The organism is Streptomyces sp. NPDC002853 (genome assembly GCF_053591915.1).
This window is the reverse complement of record NZ_JBSFUS010000017.1, coordinates 121,635-136,613: the sequence shown is the minus strand read 5'-3', so window position 1 is coordinate 136,613 and position 14,979 is coordinate 121,635. Positions and strand designations below refer to the sequence as shown.

At 69.6% G+C, this 14,979-nt stretch carries 10 protein-coding genes; 3 read left to right on the top strand and 7 right to left on the bottom strand.

All coding sequences use genetic code 11. The features are described 5' to 3' along the window. Positions 1-14 precede the first annotated feature (14 nt). On the top strand, positions 15-2,003 hold the full coding sequence (locus tag ACWD02_RS38110) for a CocE/NonD family hydrolase (protein WP_451220033.1): 1,989 nt from the start codon (positions 15-17) through the stop codon (positions 2,001-2,003). Here ACWD02_RS38110 and ACWD02_RS38105 read toward each other — a convergent pair. After that, positions 2,000-2,818, bottom strand: a complete 819-nt coding sequence (locus tag ACWD02_RS38105; RefSeq protein ID WP_451219956.1) for an HAD family hydrolase — start codon at positions 2,816-2,818, stop codon at positions 2,000-2,002. The two genes, ACWD02_RS38110 and ACWD02_RS38105, sit on opposite strands and share 4 nt — an antisense overlap. A gap of 358 nt (positions 2,819-3,176) precedes the next feature. Here ACWD02_RS38105 and ACWD02_RS38100 point away from each other — a divergent pair, with 358 nt between their 5' ends. After that, complete coding sequence (locus ACWD02_RS38100) at positions 3,177-3,524, top strand: hypothetical protein (protein WP_451219953.1); 348 nt, start codon at positions 3,177-3,179, stop codon at positions 3,522-3,524. A gap of 27 nt (positions 3,525-3,551) precedes the next feature. Here ACWD02_RS38100 and ACWD02_RS38095 read toward each other — a convergent pair whose 3' ends face one another. Both ACWD02_RS38095 and ACWD02_RS38090 read right to left on the bottom strand, forming a co-directional pair. Beyond that, the gene (locus ACWD02_RS38095) at positions 3,552-4,754 is read right to left on the bottom strand and encodes an FAD-dependent oxidoreductase (RefSeq protein ID WP_451219950.1); all 1,203 of its coding nucleotides are present in this window, start codon (positions 4,752-4,754) and stop codon (positions 3,552-3,554) included. A 50-nt stretch (positions 4,755-4,804) separates the two neighbouring features. Next, positions 4,805-6,070 (bottom strand): carboxylate--amine ligase, encoded by a 1,266-nt coding sequence (locus ACWD02_RS38090; protein WP_451219947.1) that lies wholly within the window; start codon positions 6,068-6,070, stop codon positions 4,805-4,807. 194 nt (positions 6,071-6,264) lie between these two features. Here ACWD02_RS38090 and fahA point away from each other — a divergent pair, with 194 nt between their 5' ends. Then, positions 6,265-7,569: a fumarylacetoacetase gene (fahA, locus tag ACWD02_RS38085; protein ID WP_451219944.1), complete on the top strand. Its 1,305-nt coding sequence runs from the start codon at positions 6,265-6,267 to the stop codon at positions 7,567-7,569. Between the two features lie 120 nt (positions 7,570-7,689). Here the strand turns inward: fahA and recQ are convergent, their stop codons facing one another. The 4 genes from recQ to nuoL all read right to left on the bottom strand — a co-directional run bounded on the left by recQ (position 7,690) and on the right by nuoL (position 14,967). Next, positions 7,690-9,666, bottom strand: a complete 1,977-nt coding sequence (gene recQ, locus ACWD02_RS38080) for a DNA helicase RecQ (protein ID WP_451219941.1) — start codon at positions 9,664-9,666, stop codon at positions 7,690-7,692. A 167-nt stretch (positions 9,667-9,833) separates the two neighbouring features. Beyond that, complete coding sequence (gene nuoN, locus ACWD02_RS38075) at positions 9,834-11,498, bottom strand: NADH-quinone oxidoreductase subunit NuoN (RefSeq protein ID WP_451219938.1); 1,665 nt, start codon at positions 11,496-11,498, stop codon at positions 9,834-9,836. Next, the gene (locus tag ACWD02_RS38070; RefSeq protein ID WP_451219935.1) at positions 11,495-13,066 is read right to left on the bottom strand and encodes an NADH-quinone oxidoreductase subunit M; all 1,572 of its coding nucleotides are present in this window, start codon (positions 13,064-13,066) and stop codon (positions 11,495-11,497) included. The genes nuoN and ACWD02_RS38070 overlap by 4 nt, the downstream gene beginning before the upstream one ends. Positions 13,067-13,071: 5 nt before the next feature. After that, a complete protein-coding gene (gene nuoL / locus ACWD02_RS38065) occupies positions 13,072-14,967 on the bottom strand; it encodes an NADH-quinone oxidoreductase subunit L (RefSeq protein ID WP_451219932.1) in 1,896 nt (631 codons plus the stop codon). Between the last annotated feature and the right edge of the window lie 12 nt (positions 14,968-14,979).

The following is a 14,979-nucleotide window of genomic DNA, read 5'->3' as shown; positions in this document are numbered from 1 at the left end:
CCCCCATGCAGACCATGCAGATTCGCCAGTCCTTCCCGTACGAGACCACCCGCGAGGACGTCCAGGTACCCCTCCCGGACGGGACCAAGCTGTACGCGCGCATCTGGCGCCCGGTGACGGACGAACCCGTCCCCGCGCTCCTGGAGTACCTCCCCTACCGGCTGAGCGACTGGACGGCGCCGCGCGACTTCCAGCGCCACCCCTGGTACGCGGGCCACGGCTACGCCTCCGTGCGCGTGGACGTGCGGGGGCACGGCAACTCGGAGGGCATGCCGGGCGACGAGTACTCCCCGGTCGAACTGGCCGACGGGGTGGCGGTCGTCAACTGGCTCGCGGAGCAGCCCTGGTGCTCCGGCAAGGTCGGCATGTTCGGCATCTCCTGGGGCGGCTTCAACTCCCTGCAGATCGCGGCCCTCGCGCCCGAGCCGCTCAAGGCGATCGTCACGGTCTGCTCCGCGGACGACCGCTATGACAACGACGTGCACTACATGGGTGGTTCCGTCCTCGCGGTGGACATGCACGCGTGGGCGGCGACCATGCTCGCCTTCGTCTCCCGGCCCCCGGACCCGCTGTTCGTCGGCGACCGCTGGCGGGAGATGTGGCTGAGCCGCCTCGAAGCCGTGGACCCCTTCATCCACACCTGGCTCGACCACCAGACCCGGGACGCCTACTGGCAGCACGGCAGCGTCTGCGAGGACTACTCGGCGATCGGCGCGGCGGTCCTCGCGGTCGGCGGCTTCCACGACCCCTACCGGGACACCGTCCTGCGTCTGGTGGAGCATCTGCACGGTGACGTGCGGGGGTTGATCGGCCCGTGGTCGCACCAGTACCCGGACCGGGGCCTACCGCCCGGCCCGGCGATCGGCTTCCTCCAGGAGACGCTCAGGTGGTGGGACCACCACCTCAAGGGCATCGACACGGGCGTCATGGCGGAGCCGAGGCTCCGCTCCTGGATCAGCGACTCACACCCGCCGGCGACGGTGTACGCCGAGCTGCCGGGCGGCTGGGTCGGCGACCCCTCCTGGCCATCGCCGAACGTCACGCCGACCCCGTACGCCCTCCAGGGCGCCCCGATGATCGTCAACTCGCCCCAGCACACGGGCCTGGACGCGGGCCGGTACTTCCCCTTCGGCAACGACGCGGACCTGCCGCCGGACCAGCGGGACGAGGACGCGAAGTCGGCGTGCTTCGAGTTCGAGGTCCCCTCGGCCGTACGCATTCTGGGCCGCCCCAAGGTGAAGCTGCGCCTGACGATGGACACTCCGTCCGGCCAGGCCATCGCACGGGTCTGCGACGTGGCGCCGGACGGTTCGTCGACCCTGGTCACGCGCGGCGTACTGAACCTCTCGGCCCGCAACGGCCGTGACCGCGTGGACCCGTGGCCGGTGGGAGAGACGGAAGACGTCACCTTCGAACTGAACGCGATCGGCCACACGTTCCCGCCGGGCCACAAGATCCGCCTCGCGGTGTCGTCCGCGTACTGGCCGTGGATCTGGCCGCAGGCGGACTCGGCGGGCTTCGTCCTCGACCCGGCGGGCAGCGCGCTCGAACTCCCGGTCCGGGAGGGGGATCTGGACCCGTCGATCACCTTCTCCGCTCCCGAGCAGTCGGAGCCGCTCGGGGTCGTGTACCCCGCGACACTCGACGAGCCGCGTCCCGAGCGCCTGGTCGTACGCGATGTGGCGAAGGGCGAATGGCGGCTGGAGGTGGACCCGCGCTACGGCGGTACGCGGGTCTACCCGGACGGCCTGGAATTCACCGAGGACGCGGTGGAGACGTACACGATCAACGAGTCCGACCCGCTCTCCGCCCGCACCCGCTCCGACTGGTTCATCCGGCTGCACCGCCCCGAGCTGGCATGGGACGTGTCGATCACCTCCCGCTCCGAGATCACCTGCGACGCGACGGACTTCATCACGTCGAACGAGGTGGTGTGCAAGGAGGGGGACGAGGTGGTGTTCCACCGGACGTGGGAGAAGCGGATCCCGAGGACGGCGGGCTAGCGCGTCCCCGCGGCGAGGAACCGCTCAAGGACGACAGCCACCCCATCGTCCTCGTTGGACGAAGTCACCTCATCGGCGGCCGACTTGAGGTCGGGGTGGGCGTTGGCCATGGCGACGCCGCGGGCCGCCCACACGAACATCGGCACGTCGTTGGGCATGTCCCCGAAGGCGATGGTGTCCTCGGAGGACTTCCCGAGCCGCTCGGCGGCCAGGGCAAGCCCGGTCGCCTTGGTCACCCCGCGCGGCTGGAGCTCGACGGTGCCGGGCCCCGACATGGTGACGGTGGCGAGGGGCCCGACGGCATCGCGGGCGACGGCGGCCAACTCGTCGTCGGTCAGCTCGGGATGGCGCAGGAGCACCTTGCTGATGGGCTCGGCCCAGAGCGCGTCACGCTTGTGGACGCGCACGGCGGGCAGCGTGGGGTGCGGCATCAGATACCCCGGCTCGATGAGGGTGAGCCCGTCCACCCCGTCCTGGTCGACGGCGGCGTAGACCTGCCCGACCTCCGCCTCGATCTTCCCGAGCGCGGCCTCGGCCAGCTCCCGGTCGAGCGTCACGGACCAGATCAGGCGGTCGGCGCCGGCGTCGTACAACTGCGCCCCCTGCCCGCAGACGGCGAGTCCACCGCCGCCCAGATCGTCGAGAAGCGGCTTCACCCGGGGCGCGGGTCGGCCGGTCACCACCAGGTGGTGCGCCCCCGCCTCAGTGATCGCCGACAGCGCGGCCAACGACCGGTCGGAGACGGTGTCGTCGCCGCGCAGCAGCGTTCCGTCCAGGTCAGTGGCGATGAGTGAATATGCGAGGGGTGCAGCCATGATCCAGAGAATACGGATCCCGGGCGCTGCCGATAGCAACGTCACAAGAGCTGTGACGCGCGAAGTGCGCTGGTCGCACAACCGGCGCTCACGGGTTGCTCGCAGGATTCACCGGGACGTGTCTCCGCGAACCGTCCCTGAGGTAGTACTGGAGGGCTGGATTCACCTCGACGCCCGCGACATCACCGCGTTCTTCCCGGTCGGAAGAGTTATTCGTGATCAGCTTCTCGTTCCAGGTGGACGCCTCCGAACTCGGGCCGCCGTCAGAGGGGTTCGCGCTCGGCGACATGGAGGTCCGAGGCAGCTCCGAGGCAGCGAGGGGGTGGTTACCTCGCGCGGGCATACCCCGGACCAGTCAATGATGATCTTCGTGGCGGTGAGTGAGCTGCTCGACGGCCTGCGGGCCCTCGTGGAGCACAAGCGGAAGAGCTTCCGCTTCATCGGCTCCGACTCGTCCTTCCTGCTGGACTTCGCTCTCGGCAAGGACAGCTTGATCACCACACGGGGTGGCGGGGAGCGGCTCGTCGACGCGTCACCGGCCGAGGACGTCCTCGCCGCGGCCTTCGAGGCGGCGGAGAGTCTTCTCCTGCGGCACCGTGAGCAGCTTCCCGCGCAGGATGTGGCGCGGCAGGACCTGGAGATGTCGGTGGGGGCGCTCGGAGAGTTCCTTGAGCGCCCCACACGCCTCGGCCGTCGGGACACCTGACGGCCGAGGCGTCACTGCCCCGCCGACTCAGCCGTGCACCCGCGCCACATGCCGAGCCACCCGCGGCGAAGCGAACTCCGTGCCGCAGACGAACCGCATGATCGGGCCGTACGACGAGCCGCCCAGCATGCCCGTGAAGTACAGGCCGGGGATCGACGAGGCATAACCCGCGCCCAGCCTCGGGGTGCCGCGGCTCGTGGCCAGGCGGGCTCGGAGTGCGGGGCCCAGGAAGTCCATCGCGGCGATGTCGACGCGGTAGCCCGTCGCCGCTATCACGTGGTCCGCGCTGAGCTCCCGGATACGGCCGCCGGGCGTCTCCACCCGAAGTAGCGAACGGTCCTCCCGCACCTCGGACTTGATGATCCTGCGTACCTCCCGCGTCTCCACCTTGCCCTCGTAGCGGTCCCGGAGCCACCACGCGCCGAGAGGGCCCAGGATGCGGCGGACCAGGAAGTGGCGGGCCTGTGGGGGCAGATGGCGGTACGGATCGGCGTGATAGCTGATCGCGTACAACGACCAGGCGCGGCCGAACGGTGACTCCGGACGCAGCTTCGGCTGCTTCCACGGCGGGTCGCCGAAGTCCACCGCGCCCCTCCCCCGTGCCACGACACGCACCTGCGCCCCCGCCTCCGCCGCCAGCGCCGCCGTTTCGAGCGCGGACTGCCCGGCGCCGACGACGATCAGCTCACGGCCGGAGAAACGTGAGAGGTCGTGGTGCTGAGAGCTGTGCGAGACGGGCCCTGTGGGGGTCGGCCCGTCCGGTGCGACCGAGGCGAGTTCGCGCGGGACATGGGCGAGTCCGGACAGGCCGGTCGCGACGACGACCGCACGCGCCGTGAACTGCTCCCCCGAGTCCAGCTTCAGCTCGAAGCCCGCCGTGCCGCGTCGCTCGACCGACACCACCCGCACCTGCTCCAGTTCGGGCACGAGCTTCTGCTGGAACCACTCCCCGTAAGCGATGAACGTCTCGATCGGGACGATGTCCTCGTCGGTGACCAGGCGCGGTATCCCCGCCGCGTCGCAGTAGTCGACGAGGTTGTGGCCGCGCTGCGGCGCGTCGATGTTCGAGGCCACGGGGGTCGACTTCAGGAGCATCCCCGCGGGCATGTGCGCGCGCCAACTCACCATCGGATCACCGAAGATCCGTACGGGAATGCCTCTGGCCCGCAGATGGGCAGCGGTGGAAAGGCCGTACGGCCCCGCCCCGATGACTGCTACCGGATGGATCACGAAGTCCCTCCCCAGGACGTCACTTGCCGCGTGTGCCGTGTGCCGTATGCCTACTTCGTGGGTGGTGGGCTGCTGCCGCGGCGGTTGGTCCGCCACAGTTGATAGAGATGCTTCGCCCCGGGTCGCACGAAACGCGCGAGCATCGTGAAGAACGGCTTCATGTCGTCCGCCGCGAGCCACGCCAGTTCCGTGCCGTTCGCGCGTGGAGGCGCGTGCGGAGTCGTGTAGCCACTGCGGCGGTAGGCGAGGAGGGCGGGCAGGTCGATGTTCTCCACGACATACCGGTGCCCGGCGCGCTGTTCCCCCTTGGGAACCGGGCGCCCCGTCAGGTGCAGATGCATGGCGCGGACCACATCGATCCCGGACTCGCTCTCGAAGAGCCGGAATTGCGCACCCATACGGGGGTTGAAGTCGAGCAGTTTGTACTGACCGTCGCGCCGGTCGAAGCGGAGGTCGAGGTCGATGACGCCGGTGAAGCCGATCTGTTTGATGAAACGTGCGGCGAGGTCCGCGAGTTCCGGATTGTCGACGACGTACGCGTTCGCCGTCATTCCCGCGTGCGGCGGCCAGGAGCGCACCTTGACGCCTGTGAACATCGCGCGCGGCGCCGAGTCCGCGTCGAAGTACGCGTGCACGATCCAGTCCTCGGCCTGCTCCCGCGGCAGATACTCCTGGAGGATCACTCCGGGCCGCTCGCCCCAGCCACGGGCGAGGCAGAGCAGGCCCTCCGGGGTCGCTATGCGCGTCGTCCCGTTCACCGCGGGCCGGGAGCGGCGCGTGAACGCCTCGCGGTTCTTGGCGACCACCGGGAAGATCGCCCCGGCGGCGAACTCCTCGATGTCCCCATAGCACTCGGGGAAGGACGCGGCGGGCGAGGCGATGCCGTGCTCCACGCACAGCTCGTGCAGGCCCTGCTTGCTGGCGAGGCGGCGGGGCAACCGCGGTTCCACGCGCGGGAAGAGGAACCCCGCCGCGGCCAGCGGTTCCTGGTGCTCGGCGATGAGGACGGCCGCTTCCTCGTCGGTCGGGATCAGGACCGTGGGTCTGCCGATCCGGCGCGCGATGCGCAGCATCCCCTCGACGAGCCGCTGCGGCTCCTCCACCCCGGTGGTCGGCCAGGGAAACGCGCCGGTCAGATGGCGGGAGGCCGCCGCCGGTGTGTAACGGTCCTCCGTGATCGCGTACATGGGCACGCCGAGTCGTCCGAGGCTGCGGATCGCGCCGACGCCGCCGTGGTGCAGCGGATAGTTTCCGAACTTCACGATCAGGCCGGGCACCTCACGGTCCACCGCGAAGGGCACGCTGTCATTCCTCATGGCCACGGGTCCCCCCACGTGTCCCTCCGTATGACCCGGACCCACCCCGTCCGTGTCCCCCCAAAGGACGCTAAGCCGGAACTGACCACTCCAGCAAGGTTTATTCGGACATTGCGAACTCTTTAGACACTGCCCCAACCGGGGGTTCCCACGTAACGTGTGGCACACCCATATGGAAAGCGAGGCAGGTACGCATGTCCGAGCACACCCCGCTCGATCCGGCCGGGAGCGACCCTTCCGTCCGCTCCGTAGGCGACCCCTTCGCTCTCGCGGAGGGTGATCCCTTCGGGCCGCACAACCTCCCGTACGGCGTGTTCTCCCTGGCCACGGGGCCCGAGGGCACCTCCGGAGCAGGAGAGCGCCGCGTCGGCGTACGGCTCGGCGATCACGTCCTCGACACGGCCGCGGCGGCCGCCGCGCTCGGCTCGCCCTATGTCTCGCTGCTCGCCGGACCCACGCTCAACCCGCTGCTCGCCGCTGGCCGCACGGCCTGGTCCGACGTGCGGCGCGCGCTCACTGCCTGGGTGACGATCCCGGCGCACCGCGAAGTCGTGCGCCCCCTCATGTACCCCCTGTCCGAGGTCACGCTGCACCTCCCCTTCGAGGTCGCCGACTACGTGGATTTCTACGCCTCCGAGCACCACGCGACACACCTGGGCCAGATCTTCCGTCCGGACGCGCCGTCCCCGCTGACCCCCAACTGGAAGCATCTCCCCATCGGTTACCACGGCCGGTCGGGCACCGTTGTGGTCTCCGGCACCGAGGTGGTACGCCCCTCGGGGCAGCGCAAGGCCCCCGCGGAGACGGCCCCGGTCTTCGGGCCGTCCGTCCGCCTCGACATCGAGGCCGAGGTCGGCTTCGTCGTGGGTACGCCGTCGGACCTGGGCACGCCGGTGCCGCTCGCGGACTTCCGGGAGCACGTCTTCGGGCTGACCCTCCTCAACGACTGGTCGGCGCGCGACATCCAGGCGTGGGAGTACGTCCCGCTCGGGCCGTTCCTCGGCAAGTCCTTCTGCACCTCGGTCTCGGCGTGGATCACCCCCCTCGAGGCCCTGGACGCGGCACGGGTCGCCCCTCCGGAGCGCACGCACGAGCTTTTGCCCTACCTGGACGACTCGGCGGAGTCCGTCGCCGACGAACCCGGCGGCTACGACCTGCGCATCACCGTGACCCTGAACGGCCACGTCATCTCCGAGCCGCCCTTCTCCACCGTCTACTGGACGGCGGCCCAGCAGCTGGCGCACATGACGGCGAACGGCGCGTCCCTGCGCACGGGCGACCTGTACGGCTCGGGCACCGTGAGCGGGCCCTCCGAGGGGCAGTACGGCTCCCTGATCGAGATCACCTGGAACGGCCGCGACGCTCTTGTCCTTCCGGACGGGAAGCGGACGTTCCTGGAGGATGGTGACGAGGTCACGCTGGCTGCGTGGGCCCCGGGGCCGGATGGGACCCGGGTGGGTCTCGGCGAGGTTTCTGGCAGGGTCGCCTCGGCTCGGTAAGGTTGCCGGCCGGGGGTGGAGTCACCCCCGGCCACCCACCTCGCGGTTCGTCCGCGGCCACCGTCGTGGCCGGTCGCGCAGTTCCCCGCGCCCCTGCGGGGCGCCCCCAGCTCGGGCCGCTCAGAAGTCCTCCGGGGGCTCCGGCCACTCCTCCTCCGGGGGCTCCGATGCCTGCGGGGGCACTGCGGCCTGCGGGGGCGCCGGAGGAGCCTCGCCCCCCAGTTCCGCGAGGACCCCCAGCACGCCCTCCCCGTACGTCGCCAGCTTCTTCTCGCCGAGCCCGCTGATGCCGCCGAGCTCCGACAGGGACGAAGGCCGCAGCACGGCGATCTCCCGCAGCGTGGCGTCGTGGAAGATCACGTACGCCGGCAGGCCCAGCTCCTTGGCCTGCGCACCGCGCCACGCCCGCAGCGCCTCGAACACCGGCACCGCTTCCTGGGGCAGCTCCGCGACCGCGGCCGCGGCCTTCGCCTTGCGCTCCCCCTTGGGGGCCTTCGCCGCGGCCGGCCTCTTCGGCTCCTTGCGCAACCGCACCTCCCGCTCCCGGCCGAGGACCGAACCGCTCTCCTCGGTCAGGACCAACGTGCCGTACTCCCCCTCGACCGCGAGCAGCCCCTGGGCCAGCAACTGCCGCACCACGCCCCGCCACTCGGCCTCCGCGAGCTCCTCACCGATGCCGAAGACCGAGAGCTGGTCGTGGTCGAACTGGATGACCTTGGCGGTCTTCTTGCCGAGCAGGATGTCGATGATCTGGCCCGCGCCGAACTTCTGGCCGCGCTCGCGCTGGAGCCGCACGATCGTGGAGAGGACCTTCTGCGCCGGGACCGTGCCGTCCCAGGTCTCCGGGGGCGTCAGGCACGTGTCGCAGTTGCCGCAGGACGGGGCGTCCGCCTCCTGGCCGAAGTACGTGAGGAGCTGGGCCCTGCGGCACTGGGCCGTCTCGCACAGGGCCAGCATCGAGTCCAGATGCGACGCCGCCCGTCGGCGGAACGCCTCGTCGCCCTCGCTGCCCTGGATCATCTTCCGCTGCTGGACGACGTCCTGCAGGCCGTACGCCATCCAGGCCGTGGAGGGGAGTCCGTCGCGGCCCGCGCGGCCCGTCTCCTGGTAGTACCCCTCGACCGATTTCGGCAGGTCGAGGTGGGCGACGAAACGGACGTCCGGCTTGTCGATGCCCATGCCGAAGGCGATCGTGGCGCAGACGACCAGGCCCTCCTCGCGCAGGAAGCGGGACTGGTGGGCGGCTCGCATCCGGCCGTCGAGACCCGCGTGGTACGGAACGGCCTCGATGCCGTTCTTGCACAAAAACTCGGCGGTCTTCTCCACCGAATTGCGCGACAGGCAGTACACGATGCCCGCGTCGCCCGCGTGCTCCTCCTTGAGGAAGGCCAGGAGCTGCTTCTTCGGCTCGGCCTTCGGCACGATGCGGTACTGAATGTTGGGCCGGTCGAAGCTCGCCACGAAGTGCTTGGCGTCCGGCATGCCGAGCCGCTCGGTGATCTCGCGGTGCGTGGCGTGCGTCGCCGTCGCCGTCAGCGCGATGCGCGGCACGTCCGGCCAGCGCTCGCCGAGGAGGGAGAGCGCCAGATAGTCCGGGCGGAAGTCGTGGCCCCACTGCGCGACGCAGTGCGCCTCGTCGATCGCGAAGACGGAGATCTTGGCGCGGGAGAGCAGGTCGAGCGTCCCCTCGAGGCGCAGCCGCTCCGGCGCCAGATACAGCACGTCGAGCTCCCCCGCGAGGAACTCGGCCTCCATCACGCGCCGCTCGTCGAAGTCCTGTGTGGAGTTGATGAATCCGGCCCGCACGCCGAGTGCCCGCAGCGCGTCCACCTGGTCCTGCATGAGCGCGATGAGGGGGGAGATGACGACGCCGGTGCCGGGCCTCACCAGGGCCGGGATCTGATAGCAGAGCGACTTGCCGCCACCGGTGGGCATCAGCACGACGGAGTCCCCGCCCGCGACCACGTGGTCGATGATCGCTTCCTGCTCGCCGCGGAACGCGTCATACCCGAAGACGCGGTGCAGGGTCCGCAGCGCGTCACTCTCCGCCACCACGCCGCCTTCCGCCACCGCGCTCGTTACGGCCACCTCACTCATGCCATCGATCCCATCCATCGCCCTGCCCCCGTACGTCGCGCTTCGACCACAGACTCCACGATAGGGCTCCGGACCGACACCTCAGGAAGTTATCCACAGGCCGCCGCCCGGCACCCCTGTCGGACGGGGTGCCGGGCGGCGGTGAGTAGAACAGGTGGACCAGTGGACTACCGGACGAAGACCCCCGCCTGGTTCGCCAGATCCAGGAAGTACTGCGGGGCCACGCCCAGGACCAGCGTCACCGCGACGCCCACGCCGATCGCGGTCATGGTCAGCGGCGAGGGCACGGCGACCGTCGGGCCGTCCGCCTTCGGCTCGCTGAAGAACATGAGCACGATCACGCGGATGTAGAAGAAGGCCGCGATCGCGGACGAGATCACACCGACCACGACCAGTGCGCCCGCGCCGCCCTCCGCCGCTGCCTTGAACACCGCGAACTTCCCGGAGAACCCGGAGGTCAGCGGAATGCCGGCGAAGGCGAGCAGGAACACCGCGAAGACCGCGGCGACCAACGGCGAGCGCCGGCCGAGCCCCGCCCACTTCGACAGGTGCGTGGCCTCGCCGCCCGCGTCCCGCACCAGCGTGACCACCGCGAACGCGCCGATCGTCACGAAGGAGTAGGCCCCCAGGTAGAAGAGGACCGACGAGATGCCGTCCGGGGTCATGGCGATGACACCGGCGAGGATGAAGCCCGCGTGGGCGATCGAGGAGTAGGCGAGCAGGCGCTTGATGTCGGTCTGGGTGATAGCGACGATCGCGCCGGCCAGCATCGTGAGGATCACGACGCCCCACATCACGGGCCGCCAGTCCCAGCGCAGCCCCGGCAGCACCACGTACAGGAGCCGGAGCAGCGCGCCGAAGGCGGCCACCTTCGTCGCCGCGGCCATGAAGCCGGTGACGGGGGTGGGCGCGCCTTCGTACACATCCGGGGTCCACATGTGGAACGGCACCGCGCCGACCTTGAAGAGCAGCCCCATGACGATCATCGCGGCACCGATCAGGAGCAGCGCGTCGTTGCCCATGGTGTCGGCGAGCGCCGGGTTGACCTCCTGGACGCTGCCGTCGATGACCTTGGCGATCGTGCCGTACGAGACCGAGCCCGCGTACCCGTAGAGCAGGGCGATCCCGAAGAGCAGGAACGCCGAGGAGAACGAGCCGAGCAGGAAGTACTTGACGGCGGCTTCCTGCGACATCAGACGCTTGCGGCGGGCGAGCGCGCACAGCAGGTAGAGCGGCAGCGAGAAGACCTCAAGGGCGATGAAGAGCGTCAGGAGGTCGTTCGCCGACGGGAAGACGAGCATCCCGCCGATCGCGAAGAGCGCGAGCGGGAACACCTCGGTGGTGGTGAACCCGGCCTTGGTGGCGGCCTGTTCACCCTCACTGCCCGGCACGGAACCGGCCTGCGCGGCGAACGAGTCGACCCGCTTGCCGTGCGCCACCGGGTCGAGTCGCCGCTCCGCGAAGGTGAAGATCGCGACGAGGCCCGCGAGGAGGATCGTGCCCTGAAGGAAGAGCGCCGGTCCGTCGACCGCGATCGCGCCCATCGCCGCGATGTGCGCCTTCGTCGTGCCGTACCCGGTGGCCGCGAGCCCGACCACCGCGGCGAAGGCCGCGGTGAGGGCGACGACCGCCACGAACACCTGCGCGTAGTACCGCGTTTTGCGCGGAACGAAGGCTTCGATGAGGATCCCGAGGACCGCCGCGCCGATGACGATCAACGTCGGTGACAGCTGCGCGTACTCGATGGTGGGAGTGTCGATCTTGTCGATCGCGTCCTGGGGCGCCGCGGCCGACGCCATTGTCCACAGGCTGTGGACAGCCGATGCGCTCACTTGGCCGCCTCCACGTCGGGCTTCGGGTCCTTCTGCTGTACGTCGGACATGGTGTGCTTGACCGCCGGGTTGACCAGGTCGGTGAGCGGCTTCGGGTAGACCCCGAGGCCGATCAGGAGCGCGATCAGCGGCGCGACGACCAGGAGTTCACGCGCCCGCAGGTCCGGCATGGCCGAGACCTCCGGCTTCACCGGGCCCGTCATCGTCCGCTGATAGAGGACGAGGGTGTAGAGCGCGGCGAGAACGATGCCGATGGTGGCGATGATCCCGACCACCGGGTAGCGCGCGAACGCGCCCACGAGGACCAGGAATTCACTCACGAAGGGCGCGAGCCCCGGCAGTGAGAGCGTCGCGAGACCACCGATCAGGAAGGTGCCCGCGAGCACCGGTGCGACCTTCTGCACCCCTCCGTAGTCCGCGATGAGCCGCGAACCGCGCCGCGAGATCAGGAAGCCGGCCACCAGCATCAGCGCGGCCGTCGAGAGCCCGTGGTTGACCATGTACAGCGTCGCGCCGGACTGGCCCTGCGAGGTCATCGCGAAGATGCCGAGAATGATGAACCCGAAGTGCGAGATCGACGCGTACGCCACCAGGCGCTTGATGTCGCGCTGGCCGACGGCGAGCAGCGCGCCGTAGACGATGCTGATCAGCGCGAGCACGAGGATGACCGGTGTCGCCCACTTGCTCGCCTCGGGGAAGAGCCCGAGGCAGAACCGCAGCATCGCGAAGGTGCCGACCTTGTCGACGACCGCCGTGATCAGCACGGCGACCGGGGCCGTGGACTCGCCCATCGCGTTCGGCAGCCAGGTGTGCAGCGGCCACAGCGGAGCCTTGACCGCGAACGCGAAGAAGAAGCCGAGGAACAGCCAGCGCTCGGTGCTGGTCGCCATCTCCAGCGAACCGTTGGCCCGCGCCTCGGTGATCTCCTGGAGCGAGAAGTTCCCGGCCACTACGTAGAGACCGATCACCGCGGCCAGCATGATGAGGCCGCCGGCCAGGTTGTAGAGCAGGAACTTCACGGCCGCGTACGAGCGCTGCGCCGAGGCGTTCTCGTCGGTGCCCGAGTGGGCCCGGTCCCCGAAGCCGCCGATGAGGAAGTACATCGGGATGAGCATGGCTTCGAAGAAGATGTAGAAGAGGAAGACGTCGGTGGCCGCGAAGGAGATGATCACCATCGCCTCGACGGCGAGGATCAGGGCGAAGAAGCCCTGGGTCGGCCGCCAGCGCGAGGACTTCGTCTCCAGGGGGTCGGCGTCGTGCCAGCCCGCCAGGATGATGAAGGGCAGCAGGAGCGCGGTGAGGGCGATGAGGGCGACACCGATGCCGTCCACACCCAGCTCGTAGCGCACCCCGAACTCCGCGATCCAGGAACGCGACTCGGTCAGTTGATAGCGGGCCCCGTCGGGGTCGAACCGCACGAGCACGGTCACGGCGAGCGCGAGCGTGGCGAGCGACACGAGCAGCGCGAGCCACTTGGCGGCGGTGCGCCGGGCGGCCGGAACGGCTGCCGTGGCGATCGCGCCGACCGCGGGCAGGACCGCCGTCGCTGTCAGGAGGGGAAAGGACATCGGTATCAGACCGCCCTCATCAGCAGGGTCGCGGCGATGAGTACCGCAACGCCGCCGAACATCGAGACCGCGTAGGAGCGGGCATAGCCGTTCTGCATCTTGCGCAGCCGCCCGGAGAGCCCGCCGACCGAGGCCGCCGTGCCGTTGACGACTCCGTCGACCAGGGTGTGGTCGACGTAGACCAGGGAGCGGGTCAGGTGCTCTCCGCCGCGGACCAGGACGACGTGGTTGAAGTCGTCCTGGAGGAGGTCGCGCCGGGCCGCCCGGGTGAGCAGCGAACCGCGCGGGGCGGTGACCGGGACGGGACGGCGGCCGTACTGGAAGTAGGCGAGGGCCACACCGATGATCAGGACCACCATGGTGGCGCCCGTGACCGTGGCGGCGCTCAGCGGCGAGTGGCCGTGGTCGTGCCGGGTGACCGGCTCCAGCCAGTGCATGAAGCGGTCGCCGATGCTGAAGAACCCGCCCGCGAAGACCGACCCGAAGGCCAGCACGATCATCGGGATCGTCATGGACCTGGGCGACTCGTGCGGGTGCGGTTCGTTGCCTTCCGCATCCGGCTGCCAGCGCTTCTCGCCGAAGAACGTCATGATCATCACGCGCGTCATGTAGAACGCGGTGATCGCGGCGCCGAGCAGCGCGACCGAGCCGAGGATCCAGCCCTCCGTGCCGCCCTTGGCGAACGCCGCCTCGATGATCTTGTCCTTGGAGAAGAAGCCGGACAGGCCGGGGAAGCCGATGATCGCGAGATAGCCGAGCCCGAAGGTGACGAAGGTGACCGGCATGTACTTCCGGAGGCCGCCGTACTTCCTCATGTCGACCTCGTCGTTCATGCCGTGCATGACCGAACCGGCCCCGAGGAAGAGCCCGGCCTTGAAGAAGCCGTGCGTCACCAGGTGCATGATCGCGAAGACGTAGCCGATGGGGCCGAGGCCCGCGGCCAGGATCATGTACCCGATCTGGGACATCGTCGACCCGGCGAGGGCCTTCTTGATGTCGTCCTTCGCGCAACCGACGATCGCACCGAAGAGGAGCGTGACCGCGCCCACGACGGTGACGACGAGCTGCGCGTCCGGGGCGCCGTTGAAGATCGCGCCGGAGCGGACGATCAAGTACACGCCGGCGGTCACCATCGTCGCCGCGTGGATGAGGGCCGAGACCGGGGTCGGGCCCTCCATCGCGTCGCCGAGCCATGACTGCAGCGGCACCTGGGCCGACTTGCCGCACGCCGCGAGCAGCAGCATCAGGCCGATGGCCGTCAGCTTGCCCTCCGACGTCTCACCCGTGGCCTCCAGGACAGGCCCGAAGGCGAACGTCCCGAAGGTGGTGAACATCAGCATGATGGCGATCGAAAGACCCATGTCGCCGACCCTGTTGACCAGGAAGGCCTTCTTCGCGGCGGTGGCCGCGCTGGGCTTGTGCTGCCAGAAGCCGATCAGGAGGTACGAGGCAAGGCCGACGCCCTCCCATCCGACGTACAGGAGGAGGTAGTTGTCGGCGAGGACGAGGATGAGCATCGCCGCGAGGAACAGGTTCAGATAGCCGAAGAAGCGGCGGCGCCGCTCGTCGTGCTCCATGTACCCGATGGAGTAGATGTGGATCAGGGTGCCCACACCGGTGATCAGCAGGACGAACGTCATCGACAGCTGGTCGAGCTGGAAGGCGACGTCCGCCTGGAAACCCTCGACGGGGATCCAGCTGAACACGTGCTGCGACAGGGAGCGCTCCTCCGCGCCCTTGCCCAGCATGTCGGCGAAGAGCATCACACCGATGACGAAGGAGGCGGCCGCGAGCAGCGTGCCGAGCCAGTGGCCCACACGGTCCAACCGCCGCCCGCCGCACAGCAGTACGGCCGCTCCGAGCAGAGGCGCCGCTACGAGCAGCGCGATCAGGTTCTCCACTTTTCAGCGACC

Bases quoted from the DNA above. Each gene is read 5' to 3' on its own strand.
- ACWD02_RS38110 (WP_451220033.1), top strand. From the start codon at position 15: ATGCAGATTCGCCAGTCCTTCCCGTACGAGACCACCCGCGAGGACGTC.
- ACWD02_RS38105 (WP_451219956.1), bottom strand. From the start codon at position 2,818: ATGGCTGCACCCCTCGCATATTCACTCATCGCCACTGACCTGGACGGA.
- ACWD02_RS38100 (WP_451219953.1), top strand. From the start codon at position 3,177: ATGATGATCTTCGTGGCGGTGAGTGAGCTGCTCGACGGCCTGCGGGCC.
- ACWD02_RS38090 (WP_451219947.1), bottom strand. From the start codon at position 6,070: ATGAGGAATGACAGCGTGCCCTTCGCGGTGGACCGTGAGGTGCCCGGC.
- fahA (WP_451219944.1), top strand. From the start codon at position 6,265: ATGTCCGAGCACACCCCGCTCGATCCGGCCGGGAGCGACCCTTCCGTC.
- recQ (WP_451219941.1), bottom strand. From the start codon at position 9,666: ATGAGTGAGGTGGCCGTAACGAGCGCGGTGGCGGAAGGCGGCGTGGTG.
- ACWD02_RS38070 (WP_451219935.1), bottom strand. From the start codon at position 13,066: ATGTCCTTTCCCCTCCTGACAGCGACGGCGGTCCTGCCCGCGGTCGGC.